Source organism: Oceanicaulis sp. (assembly GCF_965284345.1).
GTDB classification, from domain to species: Bacteria; Pseudomonadota; Alphaproteobacteria; order Caulobacterales; family Maricaulaceae; genus Oceanicaulis; species Oceanicaulis alexandrii_A.
Genome location: NZ_OZ260073.1, coordinates 1447335 through 1462565, shown reverse-complemented (window position 1 = coordinate 1462565; position 15231 = coordinate 1447335). Strand labels below are relative to the sequence as shown.

Annotated in this window: 13 protein-coding genes; 6 read left to right on the top strand and 7 right to left on the bottom strand. The window is 62.4% G+C overall.

Annotated features, from left to right (window positions below):
• Positions 1 to 29: 29 nt before the first annotated feature.
• Both ACQ66J_RS07310 and ACQ66J_RS07305 read left to right on the top strand, forming a co-directional pair.
• Complete coding sequence (locus ACQ66J_RS07310; RefSeq protein WP_430431085.1) at positions 30 to 851, top strand: LytTR family DNA-binding domain-containing protein; 822 nt, start codon at positions 30 to 32, stop codon at positions 849 to 851.
• A 105-nt stretch (positions 852 to 956) separates the two neighbouring features.
• The gene (locus ACQ66J_RS07305) at positions 957 to 2498 is read left to right on the top strand and encodes a porin (protein ID WP_430431084.1); all 1542 of its coding nucleotides are present in this window, start codon (positions 957 to 959) and stop codon (positions 2496 to 2498) included.
• 74 nt (positions 2499 to 2572) lie between these two features.
• Here the strand turns inward: ACQ66J_RS07305 and ACQ66J_RS07300 are convergent, their stop codons facing one another.
• A complete protein-coding gene (locus ACQ66J_RS07300; protein WP_430431083.1) occupies positions 2573 to 5023 on the bottom strand; it encodes a S9 family peptidase in 2451 nt (816 codons plus the stop codon).
• A 393-nt stretch (positions 5024 to 5416) separates the two neighbouring features.
• Between ACQ66J_RS07300 and ACQ66J_RS07295 the strand changes: the two genes are divergently transcribed.
• Both ACQ66J_RS07295 and ACQ66J_RS07290 read left to right on the top strand, forming a co-directional pair.
• The gene (locus ACQ66J_RS07295; RefSeq protein ID WP_430431082.1) at positions 5417 to 5578 is read left to right on the top strand and encodes a hypothetical protein; all 162 of its coding nucleotides are present in this window, start codon (positions 5417 to 5419) and stop codon (positions 5576 to 5578) included.
• A 76-nt stretch (positions 5579 to 5654) separates the two neighbouring features.
• Positions 5655 to 6137, top strand: coding sequence for a hypothetical protein (locus ACQ66J_RS07290; protein WP_430431081.1), 483 nt, complete (start codon positions 5655 to 5657; stop codon positions 6135 to 6137).
• Between the two features lie 78 nt (positions 6138 to 6215).
• On the opposite strand, the gene pnp is transcribed toward ACQ66J_RS07290, so the two are convergent.
• The 5 genes from pnp to ACQ66J_RS07265 all read right to left on the bottom strand — a co-directional run bounded on the left by pnp (position 6216) and on the right by ACQ66J_RS07265 (position 10640).
• A complete protein-coding gene (pnp, locus tag ACQ66J_RS07285; RefSeq protein ID WP_430431080.1) occupies positions 6216 to 8345 on the bottom strand; it encodes a polyribonucleotide nucleotidyltransferase in 2130 nt (709 codons plus the stop codon).
• Between the two features lie 103 nt (positions 8346 to 8448).
• A complete protein-coding gene (gene rpsO / locus ACQ66J_RS07280; protein WP_375547775.1) occupies positions 8449 to 8718 on the bottom strand; it encodes a 30S ribosomal protein S15 in 270 nt (89 codons plus the stop codon).
• A 14-nt stretch (positions 8719 to 8732) separates the two neighbouring features.
• A complete protein-coding gene (gene truB, locus ACQ66J_RS07275; RefSeq protein ID WP_430431079.1) occupies positions 8733 to 9686 on the bottom strand; it encodes a tRNA pseudouridine(55) synthase TruB in 954 nt (317 codons plus the stop codon).
• Positions 9686 to 10108, bottom strand: a complete 423-nt coding sequence (gene rbfA / locus ACQ66J_RS07270; protein WP_375547777.1) for a 30S ribosome-binding factor RbfA — start codon at positions 10106 to 10108, stop codon at positions 9686 to 9688. The genes truB and rbfA overlap by 1 nt, the downstream gene beginning before the upstream one ends.
• A gap of 70 nt (positions 10109 to 10178) precedes the next feature.
• Positions 10179 to 10640, bottom strand: coding sequence for a DMT family transporter (locus ACQ66J_RS07265; RefSeq protein ID WP_430431078.1), 462 nt, complete (start codon positions 10638 to 10640; stop codon positions 10179 to 10181).
• Positions 10641 to 10931: 291 nt separating this feature from the next.
• Here ACQ66J_RS07265 and ACQ66J_RS07260 point away from each other — a divergent pair, with 291 nt between their 5' ends.
• Both ACQ66J_RS07260 and ACQ66J_RS07255 read left to right on the top strand, forming a co-directional pair.
• Positions 10932 to 11573, top strand: coding sequence for a TetR/AcrR family transcriptional regulator (locus tag ACQ66J_RS07260; RefSeq protein WP_375547779.1), 642 nt, complete (start codon positions 10932 to 10934; stop codon positions 11571 to 11573).
• A complete protein-coding gene (locus ACQ66J_RS07255) occupies positions 11570 to 12412 on the top strand; it encodes a phytanoyl-CoA dioxygenase family protein (protein WP_430431077.1) in 843 nt (280 codons plus the stop codon). The genes ACQ66J_RS07260 and ACQ66J_RS07255 overlap by 4 nt, the downstream gene beginning before the upstream one ends.
• A gap of 79 nt (positions 12413 to 12491) precedes the next feature.
• On the opposite strand, the gene infB is transcribed toward ACQ66J_RS07255, so the two are convergent.
• A complete protein-coding gene (infB, locus tag ACQ66J_RS07250; protein WP_375547781.1) occupies positions 12492 to 15098 on the bottom strand; it encodes a translation initiation factor IF-2 in 2607 nt (868 codons plus the stop codon).
• Positions 15099 to 15231 lie beyond the last annotated feature (133 nt).

Genomic DNA, 15231 nt, shown 5'->3' with positions numbered 1-15231 from the left:
GGCCGGACGCATCAGGGCAAGATCAGGCCATGCACACGCCCGATCTTGAACGCCGTGTCCTTCGCGGCGCCTTTCTGTTTTATCTGATCGCCTCGCTGGGCTTCTGGCTGGTGAACGGCCTGTCCCTGGCCGAAGAATGGCGGCGGGCGGGCGACACCGGCGTCTGGCTGCGCGCCCTGACGCTGGAAGGCACCAGCAATCTGGTCATTCTGGCCCTGTTTGTTCCCGTCGCCTTGCTGGAGCGTCGCTTTCCCCTGAGCCTGGAACGCTGGCGGACGGCTCTGCCCGTGCATGCGCTGGGGGTCACAGCCTTCTCACTCGTCCATGTTGTGACCATGGACAGCCTGCGCGCCGGGCTCTGGCCCCTGATGTTCGGGTTCGCCTATGAAACCTATGGCGGTCCGTTCGGTGAGTTTTTCTACGAGTTTCGAAAAGATGTGCTGACCTATGCGCTGATGCTCGCTGTGCTCGCGATCATGCGCGAGCTGGAAGACGCCCGCCAGCGCCTGCGGGCCGCCCGAGAGGACGCCCACGCCGACCATGTGATCACCCTGCGCAGCGGCGGGAGGGAGATTCGATTGCCGGCCCGCGACATCATCAGCGCCAGCGCGGCAGGCAATTATGTGGAAGTGATCACGCCCACCGGCGCGCATCTGGCGCGCATGACCCTGACCCGATTGATCAGCCTGCTGGAAACGGCGGGGGCGGAGCCCGTCCGGCTTCACCGCTCTCACATGACGGTCCGTCAGGCGATCCGCGAACTGGTCCCCACCGGCGACGGCGACGCTGAAGCGCGCCTGTCAGACGGCCGAATCCTGCCGGTGAGCCGCGGCTATCGCACACATGTTTAATCGCTGAATTTATTCAGTAAATATCTCGTTAACCATTAGAGCATAGGCCGGTGCCCTTCAGGCGCACGGGACAGCGCTTTTTTTATACCTTTTGGGGACTGACACATGAAATTCGTACTGATCGCAGGCGTCAGCCTGCTGTCGCTGGCTATGGCCGCACCGGCTCTGGCGGATGACGACGCCCGTATTGAAGAACTGGAAGCCCGCCTCGCGCAGCTGGAAGCGACAAACCGGCAATTGCTCGAAGTGCTGGCCGCCCAGGGCCTGCTCCCGCAAGCGAACGCGCCCGCGGCGCCCGTCATGCCGCATCATCCCGCCCCCGCCCCGGCGGATGCTCCGATGCACACGGCGTCCCATGATCATCACGCCCAGCAGAGCGCACATGCCGCCCGTCATGGTGATGACTTCCACCAGAACCTGGTCGGCGTCAGCCCCGAATACGGCTATCAGATCCTGGATCACGCCGAGGGCGTAAACACGCGCGCCCTGACCATTCTGAGCGCGATTGAAAACGGTGATCTCGATCGACGGGTGACCCTGAGCGGCAATGTGACGGCGCTGGGCGATTACCAGGAAAGTAATTCCAACACCAAATTCGGCTGGCTGATGCGTCACCCGACCTCCGCCAACCAGATCGGCGAAACGGTATCGGAATTCATCGTCCACTCCGCCCAGCTGGCGGTCACCGGCCGGATGACGGACAACATCACGCTCTATTCAGAGATGCTCTATGACCCCGAGCAGAGCTTCGGGTCCGGCACGCTGACCGATCTCAATCGCAACCAGATCCAGCTGCGCCGCGCCTTCGTGCTGTTCGGCAATCTGTCAGAGCGCCCCTGGTACGCCGCCATTGGCAAGATGGATACGCCCTTTGGCTTGAACGACACCGTCAGCCCGTTCACCAACTCCACCAGCTGGCATGCGTTCGCCGGTCTCGCGACGGGCGGCATGGTCGGCTATTCCAATAACGGCCTGCATGTGCGCGCCATGGCCATTCAGGGCGGCTCGCAATTCCGCGCCCATAACGCCCCGGTCGAAGACACCAATGTTCCCAGCCGGGTGAACAATTTCGCCGTCGATGTGAACTACACCGCCGCATTGTCTGAAGGCCGCACGGTTATGGCGGGCGCGAGCTATACTGAAGCCACCGCCTATTGCCAGGCCTATCCGGTCTTCCACTTCAATCCGTGCGATGACAGCAATCCGGGCTGGGCGGTCTATGCCCGCGCTGATCTGGGCCGTCTGGAACTGCTGGGCGAATACGCGTCCACCACTGATGACTGGGCGGGCACGGCCTCGCCGGTCCCGATCTATTCCGCTTTTGAAGCGGTGGCGCCGAACGCCTTCACCCTGGGCGGACGCTACTGGTTTGATCTGCAATCGAGTGAAGACTTCGCCCTGTCGTTCGAATTCAGCCGCTTCGTCTCTGGCGATGACGGCGCCCCTTGGGAGAAACAGGACCAATGGGTTCTGGGCGGGTCATACTTTATCAGCCCGTCGGTCAATCTCTTCGGCGAGCTGATCCGCACCGAAGGCTGGGTGCCGCTGAACTTCCTGTCGGGCGGCAATCTGCCCACCGGCGAAAGCTGGTCTGAAAGCGATGCGAGCACCAATGTGCTGGCGCTGGGCGTTCAGGCGAGCTTCTAGGCTCCCACCCACCAGACACAGAAAACCCCGCCGGATCGCTCCGGCGGGGTTTTTAATGGGTGCGAGTAGAGGCTTTACTCCACTTCGCGTTCGCCCTGATCCGGCGTATGCGGCACCACCGGCTCGTCCGGCTTCACATACGCATCCAGCCAGTCAATGGATTCCGCCAGCACATGCAGGACGCTCTCGCGCGCCCGATAGCCATGGCTTTCATAAGGCAGCATCACGAGGCGCGCCGTGCCGGCATTGCCTTTGACGGCCGCGAACATGCGTTCGGACTGAATCGGATAGGTGCCCGAATTATTATCCATCTGGCCGTGGATCATCAGCATGGGTTCGTCGATATCATTGGCGTGCATGAAGGGCGAAAGCCTGAAATAGGATTCAGGCGCCTCCCAATAGGTGCGGCGTTCGGACTGGAAGCCGAACGGCGTCAGCGTCCGGTTATAGGCGCCCGACCGGGCGATGCCGGCGCGGAACAGGTCCGAGCCCGCCAGCAGGTGCGCCGTCATGAAGGCCCCGTACGAGTGACCAGCGACCGCCACGCGCTCACCATCGCCATAACCGCGCGCCACGCTGTCTGCGATGGCGGCTTCAGCCGAAAGCACCAGCTGGTCGACGAAGGTGTCATTCACCGTCAGCGGATCATCACCCACGATCGGCATGGTGGCGTTTTCCAAAAGCGCATAGCCCTGGGTCACCATGAAGCGCGGGCTGGTGCCGGCGACGCGCGAGAAGCGGTATTGCGAGCCGCGCACCTGACCGGCGTCAGAAGCGGAATTGTATTCCAGCGGATACGCCCAGATCAGCAAGGGCAGGGTGTCGCCCTCTTCATAATCAGCCGGCAGATAGAGTGTGGCTGACAGCGGCACGCCGTCCTCACGCTCATAGGTGATCAGCTCCTTGCGGATGTCATTGAGCTGAGGGTGCGGGTTTTCAAAATTGGTGATGCGGGTGACGGTCTCGCCCTCATGACGCTGCACGTTTGGCGGGGTGGTCGGGTCCTCATAAGAGGTCAGGAACACCGAAGCGTCGTCGGTCAGCACGTCAATCACGCGCTCATAGCTCTCACCCGAATTGCGCCACAGGATCTCGGTGTCCAGCGTGTCAAAATCTACGCGGCTGAGGAAGGGGCGATCCCCGTCGGCGCTGGCGCCGTTGCCGGTGAAATACATCGCGCCATCCACCACGGCCGCAACGTCACGGCCATAGGCGTTTCGCACGCTCAGGGGCGAGCCGGGATCGGCGTAATTGTCCTGGATCGAGCGCTCATTGAGCAAGCGCGGTTCAGCACCGGAGGCCGCGAAATCCACCAGCCAGGACCGCACCACACGGGTGTCGCGATCATATTCGGTGGCGATGCCGATCTGACCTTCTGAGGTGAACTGGGTCCCGTAATAGCGATCTTCAAAGCGCGCGATCTCCATGGGCTCGCCGTCAAACGGCGCCTCAAGCGCCCAGGCGCTGTCGCGTTCGTCAGTTTCCACCCGCGGATCGCCGCCATCCAGCGCTTCCGCCCAGACCAGGCGCGCGGCCGCAGAATCCTGCCAGGTGATGGAGCGGCGCCCTTCGATCACGCCGCCGATCGGCACGCCGTCAGCGATGTCATGGCTGGCGATCTCAGCGACCAGATCCCCGTCCAGGGTCCAGACTTCGCTGGTTTCCGCAAAGCGCGACCAGGGCACGTCATAGGAGAAAGGCTGTTCGAGCGATTCTACCAGCAGATACTCACCGCCCGGCGCCGGATCGACCGCGTAATAAAGCCCCGGCTCGCCAATCTCACGCACGCGCAAACGGCGCGCGGTGACGTCCACGGAGACGATCTGGCTCTCAGCTAACCAGGCGAACAGCGCCGCATCGTCCGCGTCAGAGAGCAAATCCTGATAGGTGCGCACCGGCGCTTCATAGCCGGCGGCTTCCTGGATCACCGGACCTGCGGGAACGCGGGCGCGTTCCGGGCGTGGGCCGCGCTCATCGCTGGTCAGGGTGACGAGCAAAGTTTCGCTGTCGCTCATCCAGTCGAGCGCGGAGAACACCGCGTTGACGCCTTCGTCGATGATCTCGCGCGCCTGAGCGCGCTCCATATCAGCGACCCAGACGCCGATCGAGTCCTCATCGGTCACCAGGAAAGCGGCTCTGGAACCATCCGGCGACCAAGTGAAGCCTGACAGGCCCACATCATCGGGCGTAGGGATCGTGGTTTCCTCGCCGGTCTCCAGATCAATCACCGACAGGCCGATCACCGAGCGCGGGCCATGACGACCATTGGTCTCGGCATCCAGCCGCAACCCCGCCAGACGCTCCATCGGGCGCGCCATTTCGGAAATAGGCGGCAAGCCTTCACGATGCAGCAGCAGCAAATGGCGCTTGTTTGGCGACAGCGTGGTGTAGGGCGCGTTGGGCGCATCCACGATATCGACGATCTCTTGCGGCGGCAGACGATAGCCGTCCTGGGCCGACGCTGCGCCCATGGTGACGCCTATGCTCAGTGCGCCGCCCAGCGCCGCACGAATAAGTATGGACATAAAGCCCTCCCCGGATTTGCGTTTTCGCAGTCTGGGCGAAGCATAGCGGAGGAATGCTGGCCGGGGGATGACGGATTGGTAAGGTTATAAGATTACGTCTGGCGTTCAGGCGCCGATGCAGCCCTTGGCGCGCCTCGCTGTATTGATGCAGGCCCGTGACGCAATGGCTTCATTCAATCGCTCGGTGCGATCCCACAACGCTTGTCTTAAAGCGGGCAGTTCTCTCTCAAGCGCCTTGATATCACCTTCAAGGCGACGCGTAACGCGCCGAGCCTGAACAAATTGCGCGGCAGCTGGTGCAGTGTCGACGGCCAGATTACCGAGTCGATAGCGTCCGAGCCTACCAGTCCGTCCAATAGTGACAAATCCGGGCGGGCTCGGTTCAGACCGGCGGTGACGGAGCTGCTCTATATCCGCCCTTTTATGGGCGATCTGAATCTCAATGTGCCGGATTTGGGCCACCAGACTGTCTCGCAGGCGCTGATCATCCGCGATAACGCTATTCGCCCGGGCACGTTTCTCCGCAAGCGCTTCGCAATCGAACCGCTCCAATAGTCTCAAGTTGCATGTGGCCATCCTTACCCTCCAATATGGGAATTGGAGTTTAGGGGTGGTCCTCTGGGGGGCGGAGATGTTGCGCGCGATCAGTATTATCAGCCTGATGTTGATCACCGGCGCGTGCTCACAACCGCAAGCCAGCACTACGCCCGAACAGATTATTTTGCCTCATTGGCGTGCGTGCCTTGAGACGTATGGCGGCGATGTTCATCAAATGGCGGATGCCGTCCATGAAGGCGACCCTGACGCTATCGTATGCACGCTCGCCCTTCACGAAGGCCGGTACGTAGAGAGCCACAGGCGAGAACTGCTCTATCGCTATTATCGCGCCACCGGGCGCGAACCGGAGGGCCTGGACGCCTCCATCCGTCAGCTGGACCGCCAGGACTTGGCCGCGAGCTTGCGCACCATCCATCGCTTCAGCCCCGAACTCGACATGTTTGAGTCAGATGTCCGGGGCTGCCCGGTCTATGACTCCATTGCACGGGAACTGCTGATGCGCGTGCAGGCGCCGGACGACACGCACTGCCTCCCCCGTCGCTGGGGGTGGCGCTAACCCGTAGAGATGACAAAAAACCCCGCCGGCTTGCGCCAGCGGGGTTCTTCATGACCTTGCGATCGAAAGGGGTGAGGATTAGTCCTCGCCGCCTTCTTCCGCCATTTCTTCGCCGGTCTCCTGGTCGATGATCTTCATCGACAGGCGCACCTTGCCGCGATCGTCAAAGCCCAGCAGCTTCACCCAGACTTCCTGGCCTTCGGCCACGACGTCTTTGGGGTGACCCACGCGCTCGTTCTTCAGCTGGGAGACGTGCACGAGGCCGTCCCGCGGGCCGAAGAAGTTCACGAAGGCGCCGAAATCGACGACCTTGACCACTTTGCCTTTGTAGATCTTGCCCACTTCCGGCTCGGCGGTCAGACCGTTGATCCAGTCCAGAGCCGCCTTGATGGAATCGGCGGACACGGCGGAGACCTTGATCAGGCCGTCATCATTGACGTCCACTTTCGCGCCGGTTTCCTCGACGATCTGGCGGATGACCTTGCCGCCCGAACCGATCACGTCGCGGATCTTGTCGACCGGGATCTGGATGGTCTCGATCTTCGGCGCGTGCTCGTTGAGAGCCTCACGGGTGCCCGACAGCGCCTTGTTCATCTCATCGAGAATGTGGATGCGACCGCCTTTGGCCTGGTCCAGCGCGGTCTGCATGATGTCTTTGTTGATGCCGGCGATCTTGATGTCCATCTGAAGGCTGGTGACGCCCTCGGACGTGCCGGCAACCTTGAAGTCCATATCCCCGAGGTGATCTTCATCACCGAGGATGTCGGACAACACGGCCACGCCTTCAGGATCCTTGATCAGGCCCATGGCGATGCCGGACACCGGACGGGTGATCGGAACGCCTGCATCCATCAGCGCCAGAGAGCCGCCGCAGACGGTCGCCATGGAGGACGAACCGTTGGATTCGGTGATCTCAGACACCAGACGCACGGTGTAGGGGAAGGCTTCCGCGTTCGGCATCACCGCCGACAGCGCGCGCCAGGCGAGCTTGCCGTGACCGATTTCACGACGGCCCGGGGCCAGACGGAAACTGGTTTCACCGACCGAATAGGGCGGGAAGTTGTAGTGCAGCAAGAAGCGTTCTTTGTAGGTGCCGGTCAGGGCGTCGATGAATTGCTCATCTTCACCGGTGCCCAGCGTCACCACGCACAGCGCCTGGGTTTCACCGCGGGTGAACAGGGCTGAACCGTGGGTGCGGGGTAGAACAGTAGCTTCCGACACGATCGGGCGAACCTGATCGAGCGAACGGCCGTCAATGCGCTTGCCGGTCTTGATGATGCCGCCGCGCACGACGCTGGCTTCCACGCTTTTGAGGACATCCTTGAGGACCGCCATTTCGGCGCCGTCAGGATTGTCTTCGGTGGCGGCGAGCTCTGCGACAGCTTTCTCCTTGGCGGCGGAGACAGCGGCCTGGCGCTCGGTCTTGTTGGTGATGGTGTAGGCCTTGGCGATCTCGTCGCCGACCAGACCGCGCACCTTGGCTTCGAGCGCGGAATTGTCGACCGGCTCGAAATCCCACGGGTCTTTCGCGGCTTTCTCGGCCAGACGGATGATCATGTCGATCACCGGCTGGAACGCCTCATGGCCCGCCATCACGGCGCCGAGCATGACTTCTTCCGACAGCTCTTTCGCTTCGGATTCCACCATCATCACAGCATCCGACGTCCCGGCGACCACGAGATCCAGCTCGCTATCGTCCAGCTCGTCGACGGTCGGGTTGATGACATAGTCGCCATCCTTGTAGCCCACGCGCGCCGCGCCGATCGGACCCAGGAAGGGCAGACCGGACAGGCACAGCGCGGCAGAGGCGCCGACCATGCCGACCACATCAGGATCATTTTCCAGATCATGGCTGAGCACGGTGAGCATCACCTGGGTGTCGTTCTTGAAACCCTTGGGGAAGAGCGGGCGGATCGGACGGTCGATCAGACGCGAGGTCAGCGTCTCTTTATCGGTCGGACGACCTTCACGCTTGAAATAGCCGCCCGGAATCTTGCCGGCGGCGAAGTATTTCTCTTGGTAATTGACGGTCAGCGGGAAGAAATCCATCCCCGGCTTGACCTCTTTCTGTGCGACCGCTGTCGCAAGAACAGTGGTCTCGCCATAGGTGACGAGCACTGCGCCGTTTGCCTGGCGCGCCATGCGGCCGGTTTCGAGGGTCAGCGTACGGCCGGCCCATTCAATCGTTTCGGTTTGGATATCGAACATTTATCTCTCGTTCGTACGGTCATGTGCGGCGCCGCCGGATTGCGGTCGCCGGATATGAAAACGCCGGCGCGCCCCGTGGCGGCCGGCGTTTCATCGGGAGCGCCTAGCGGCGCAGACCCAGAGCAGCCACAATCGCCTTGTAGCGAGCTTCGTCGATTTTCTTGAGATAATCGAGAAGGCGCCGACGCTGGGACACCAGCTTCAGCAGGCCGCGGCGGGAGTGGTTGTCTTTTTTATGCGTCTTGAAGTGCTCGGTGAGGTTGGCGATACGCTCGGTCAACACCGCCACTTGCACTTCAGCAGACCCGGTGTCGTTTGCGCCCCGGGCATGCTCTTTGATCAGTTCGGCTTTACGTTCTGCCGTAATCGACATCGTCTATCGGGCTCCTAATCCCATTGAAAGACACGAACAGGCGAAAATTGACCCGCGCGTGCTTCGCCGATCGCAACGGCCCGGTCCGACCCCATGGCCACAACAGCTTTCGAATAATCCTTCCCCGCGATGTCGCGGGGTTGGCGAAGACTGCGCAGCTCTGAAGCTCGCCGGGGAGGCAAGACGATCGACCGTCCTTGCCTCAACTGAAACGCCTCGTCCTCGGTCACGGCCGTCGCCGGGATGTCGTCCAGCGCGGTCTCGACCGGAAGCAGGGCCTCCAGCGCGTGGCCCTTATGGACCAAATCCTCAAACACGTCCAGCGAAACGGCCTGTGCGGCGCTGAACGGACCGACCTTGGTGCGGCGCAGCGCGGCCACATGTCCTTCCGCCCCCAAAGCCGCCGCCAGATCGCGCGCAATCGCACGCACATAAGCGCCCTTGCCGCACTTCATTTCCAGCACCGCCAGATCCGGGCTCGGCGCATCCAGAAGCGTCAGATCGTCAATACGCACAGGGCGAGAGGCCAATTCGACCTCTTCGCCAGCCCGCGCCAGATCATAGGCGCGCTCACCATCCACCTTGATGGCGGAAAATTTGGGAGGGATCTGTTCGATATCGCCGATAAACTGGCCCAGCGCGGCTTTGATGGCGTCCCGGTCCGGGCGCACATCGCTTTCGCCGGTGATTTCGCCTTCGGCGTCCAGCGTGGTGGTGGAACTGCCCCAGCGCAGGGTGAATTTATAGGTTTTCGAGCTTTCCTGGGCGAAAGGCACGGTCTTGGTGGCTTCGCCAAACGCAATCGGCAAGACGCCCGACGCCAGCGGGTCCAGCGTGCCCGCATGGCCGGCCTTTTGCGCCTTCAAGAGCCAGCGGCAGCGCGACACCGCCTGGGTGGAGGTCATCTCCAGCGGCTTGTCGAGGATCAGCCAGCCATGGATCTTCTCGCCCTTCTTGCGGCGCGCCATCAGTCCTCGCCCTCGTCATCGAGATCGCGTTTGACCTTGGGACGGTCCAGAACCGCGTCCACCTGGGCCACATCCTCGATGCGGTCATCGACAGCGAAGCGTAGCTTGGGGGTGAATTTCAGCTCGATCTGCTTGCCCAGCTCGCGCTGGATGAAACCCGAAGCGTGGTTGAGCGCTTCAGCCACCGCATTGCGGTCGCCGCCGCCCAGAAGGTCGACATACACCGTGGCGTGGCGCAGATCCGGGCTGGTGCGCGCTTCGGTAATGGTCACGGCGGCCGTGTTCACATGCGGATCGTGCACGCGGCCTTCGCGAATAATGTCCGACACCGCGCGACGCACGAGCTCGCCGGCGCGCAGCTGGCGTTGGGATTGGGCTTTCATGAATTCCTCTTGGGTCGCCTGGACGCGTCCGGAGTCCAACCGGGACGCATCGAGATTGCGAAGGGCGCGTGTGTACGGCGCCCAGCCCTGTTATGCAAGGGTGGCGCGGCTAATGGTTGACCACCAGCCAGGCTCCGACGCTGAGAAAGCCGGCGCCCAGAACGCGAAGCAGGGTCACTGAACGCTCCTCAATCCCGAACAGGCCGAAATGGTCAATCGCCATGGCCGCGATCAGCTGGGCGGCGAACAAGAGCGCAAAGAACGACCCCGTGCCGATCTTGGGCGCCGCCCAGGACGCGGTGGTCACAAAGATCGCGCCCAAGGCCCCGCCGATGACGAACAGGTGCGGCGGCGTATTGGTGATGCGCTCAAGGCTGGGCCAGCCGGCGCGATACGCCAGCACCGACACCGCCGCCAGCATGATCAGCGCCCCGGCGGTGAAGCTGACCAGCGCCGCGCGCAACGGCGAACCCAAATGCCCTGAAAGCTGACCGTTGAACGCCGGTTGCGCCGCGACCATGGCGCCGGCGATAGCGGTGAGAATAAACGGGGCGAGCGTGTTGATCGGCATGGATCAGCCTCCTTCACAGCTGGGTCAGCGCATCCAGAAGCGCGCAGTCAGAACATAGTGCGCCAGCAGGATCTCCAAGCGCCCCAACAGCATTTGCAAGCATAGCCGCTATTTCGCCCGGGCCGGCAGTCTGGCGAAGTTCCCCACGGGGCTGATCACCTCGACCAGGCCTGAACCCAGAGTTTCGATCGCGGCGGCCCAGACGGTTCAGGACTCTTGCGACTGAAACCCGCGCTAGCTCGTACTTGAGTTTGAATTGAATTCAATTCAGACTTTGTACAGGAGGCGATCATGAGCACTGCTACACCCTTGAAAGCCGAACAGGCCGATATCGTGTCTGCGCCAACCCTGCGGGGCCGGCGCACACGAGAAAAACTGATCGATGCGGCCCGTGGCGCTTTGATTGAAGGCGCAGGCGCGGCGGAGATCACCGATATCGCCAAACGCGCGAGCGTCTCGGCCGGGCTCGCTTATCATCATTTCGGCTCCAAGGACGGTCTTGTGGCCGCCGTGGTTGAGGATTTTTATGATCGATACGCGCGGGTAGCGAACCAGACCTTCCGGGGCGAAACCTGGGCCCAGCGCGAAGTGCAACGCGTACGAGCGGTCGTCCGGTTCTTCCTCGAAGAGCCCTTCACCCGCACCTTGTTCGGCCCGCTGGGCCGGTCCAGCAGCGTGATGCAGGCCGAGAGCGCCTGCATGGCCATGCTGATCGAGCGCGGCGCCTGTAACATCGCTCAAGGCCAGATGGACGGAGACCTGCCTCGGCAAGCCGACCCTCATATCGCCGCCGCTTTCGTCCTGGGCGGGTTGAGGCAATGCATGTCGCTGGCCTTGTTCAAAGCCGCCAATCCGGACGTGGATCAGCTCGCCCACGCGATCTGGGTCCTGATCGCCCAGAGCGTCGGTCTCAGAGAAGGCAGCAAATCATGACGAGAACGCAAACTCTTGAAGTTCAGAATGACCTTTTCACCAAGGATCTGGCTGGCAAACATAAACAGACCGAAGTTATTGGCCATCCGCCCTCCAGTGATCTGCTCAAAGCCTATGATCGCGACGGCTATGTCATTTTAAAGGGACTTTTGAGCGACGCGGTGCGCGAGACCGCTGAAACCGCCTTGCGCGACCTGCTGGGTCCAACGGGCCGCAATGACTTTGAAGGCTTCAACACTCAGCGCGCCTATGCCTTGTTGGCCAAGACACGCGCCCTGGACCTGCTGATCGCGCATCCGCAAATCCTGGGGATTCTCAAGGCGCGGCTCCACGCCCAGCCGCTGCTGTCCGCCAGTCTCGCCATCAATATCGGACCCGGCGAAACGCCGCAGCTGCCCCATGCCGATGACGGGTTTTACCCCGATATGCGGCCGGACGCCCGCCATGGCCTGTCTGTCATCTGGGCGTTTGATCCCTTCACCGCCGCGAATGGCGCCACGCGTACCTGGCCCGGCAGTCATCATTGGCCCGCCGAGCGCCGCCCTGGCCCTGAAGATCCCTGGACGCCCGCTCTTTTGGAGCCGGGCGACGCCCTCGTTTTCCATGGAGGGCTCTGGCATGCGGGCGGCGAGAACACCACGAATGAAGGCCGGCTGGCGCTGACCGCGCAATACTGCGCGCCTTGGCTGCGGACGCAGGAAAATATGAGCCAAGCCGTACCGCCAGACATCATAAAAGCCCTCAAAGCCCCCTTACCCTCGCTATTGGGCTATCAGATCCACCCGCCCTTCATGGGTCATGTGAACGGCATGCATCCGAACAGGTTGCTGGAGGACTGAAGCCAAGCGCCCAAACGACAAACAAAAAAGGGCGGCTCTATGAGCCGCCCTTAATCATTTTCAGTCCATCAAAGCGAAATCACAGCGAGCGCTGGATTTCCTCGACTTCGAAACACTCGATCACATCATTGGGCTGAATGTCCTGATAGTTCTCGAAGGCCATGCCGCACTCGGTGCCGGCGCGCACTTCAGGCACTTCGTCCTTGAAGCGACGCAGGGTCGACAGATGACCTTGGTGGATCACCGTGTCGTCGCGCAGCAGACGCACGCCACAGCCACGCTTCACCACGCCTTCGGTCACGCGGCAACCCGCCACACGTCCGGTCTTGGTGATGTTGAAGACTTCCAGCACCTGAGCGTAACCGATGAAGGTTTCGCGTTTTTCCGGCGCCAGCATGCCTTCCAGCGTGCCTTTCACGTCGTCGATCAGATCGTAGATCACCGAGTAATAGCGGATCTCCACGCCTTCTTTTTCGGCCAGGTCGCGCGCTTGCTTGTTGGCGCGGACGTTGAACGCGAAGATCGGCGATCCCGAGGCCTGAGCCAGCAGAACATCGCTTTCCGACACGCCGCCAGCGCCTGCATGGACAATCTTGGCCTGGACTTCCTCGTTGCCGACTTTTTCCAGAGCGCCGATGATCGCTTCAGCCGAGCCTTGCACGTCCGCCTTGATCAGCAGCGGCAGCTCCTGAACCTCGTTGGACTTGAGCTTGGCCATCATCTGCTCAAGCGATGCGCCGCCGCCCGTCCGGGCCGCTGCAGCCTTGTCGCGCTTGACGCGTTCGCGGTATTCCACCAGCTCGCGCGCACGCGCTTCGCTGTCGACCACGGCGAAGACTTCACCGGGTTCTGGCGCGCCGTCGAGGCCGAGGATTTCGGCCGGCAGGGACGGACCCGCCTCTTTCATTTGCTGGCCGCGTTCGTTGACCAGTGCGCGCACCTTGCCCCATTGGGCGCCGGCCACGACGATGTCGCCGCGCTTCAGCGAGCCGCGCTTCACGAGACAGGTTGCGACCGGGCCGCGGCCCTTGTCGATCTGGGATTCGATCACGACGCCTTCCGCAGAGCGGTCCGGGTTGGCTTTGAGCTCGAGGATCTCGGCTTGAAGGTTGATGGCGTCCATCAACTCATCAAGGCCGGTTTTCTTCAGCGCCGACACCGGCACCGCCTGAACATCGCCGCCCATGTCTTCCACGAACACTTCGTACTGAAGCAGTTCCTGCAGCACTTTTTGCGGGTCAGAATCGGGCTTGTCGACCTTGTTGACCGCCACGATCATCGGCACGTTCGCCGCCTTGGCGTGGCTGATCGCCTCGATGGTCTGGGGCATGACCCCGTCATCGGCGGCCACAACCAGGATCACGATATCGGTCGCCTGAGCGCCGCGCGACCGCATGGATGAGAAAGCCGCGTGGCCTGGCGTATCCAGGAAGGTGATCTTGTCGCCCGTCTTCAGAACCACCTGATAGGCGCCGATATGCTGGGTGATCCCGCCGGCTTCGCCCGCCGCCACATCGGTGGAGCGCAGGGCGTCCAGAAGCGAGGTCTTGCCGTGGTCAACGTGACCCATCACGGTCACCACAGGCGGCCGCGGCTTCTTGCTCTCTTCCGGATCCTCATCAGAGATGAAGCCCGTTTCCACGTCCGCTTCCGCAACGCGCTTCACGGTATGACCGAATTCCTCGACGATCAGCTCGGCGATGTCGGCGTCCAGCATGTCGTTGGCGCGCACCATCTGACCTTGAGTCATCAGGAACTTCACCACGTCGGCCGCACGCTCCGCCATACGCTGGGCGAGGTCTTGGACGGTGATCGCTTCAGGGATGACCACTTCACGGGCCACTTTGTCCCGTGCCTGGCCGCCCTGGCTGCGACGCTGTTTTTCACGCTCACGCGCCCGGCGCATGGACGCCAGAGAGCGCTGACGACCTTCATCATCCTCAACGAGGTTCTGAATGGTCAGCTTGCCCTGACGGCGCTTGGGCTCCTTGGCGCGCGACGGCTGCGCCTTGTCGCCGCCCGGCGCGGTTTTCTTGGACTTCACACGGCCGCCCATGGACTCAAGGATATTGCGATTATCCTCGGTGTCGCCGCGTTCAGCCTTGTCCTTGGTCTTGTCAGCCTTGCGAGACGGCGTCTTGGCGGACGGCTCCTCGGGCTGTTCGATATCAGCCGGCGCAGACTTCTTGGCCGGTTTGGCGATCTTGGCCTGTTCAGCGGCGAGACGCGCAGCTTCGGCTTCAGCCACAGCGCGACGCTCGTCGTCTTCACGGCGCTGGCGCTCTTCCTTCTCGCGCTGACGCATATCCTCCAGCGCGCGACGCTCTTCGTCTTCGCGCGCCTGGCGGGCTTGCTCTTCGACCTTCTGCTTGGCGGCGCGCTCTTCTTGCTCGGAGCGGGCGCGCAGAATGGCCTGCTGGCGCTTGATCAGTTCTTCTTCAGACAGACCCAGCTGCTTGGCCTTGGCGGCCAGCGCCGCACGCGCCTTGTCCTTCTGGGTCAGCGGCGCGCCGGATTTGCCCGTCGCGGCGTCCTTGCCGGCAGGCCCGGGGCGCTTGCGCTTCTTCTCCACCACGACAGACTTCTGACGTCCGCGCGCAAAGCTTTGCTGCACGGTTCCAGAGGAACGTCCACCGAGGGAGAGAGGCTTGCGGCCCGAATTGTTGCGTTCGTCAGCGTCGCTCATAAGCGTCCTTGCCGCGGCTTTAGACATCTTCGGGCGGACCCTCGCCGCCGCGTGCGCCAGGGTCCGTCATCTGTTCAGGTCGCCTCCGGGAAGACCCGGCCTGAAGGCCCGCTAAACTAGCCAGCTTCCAAGG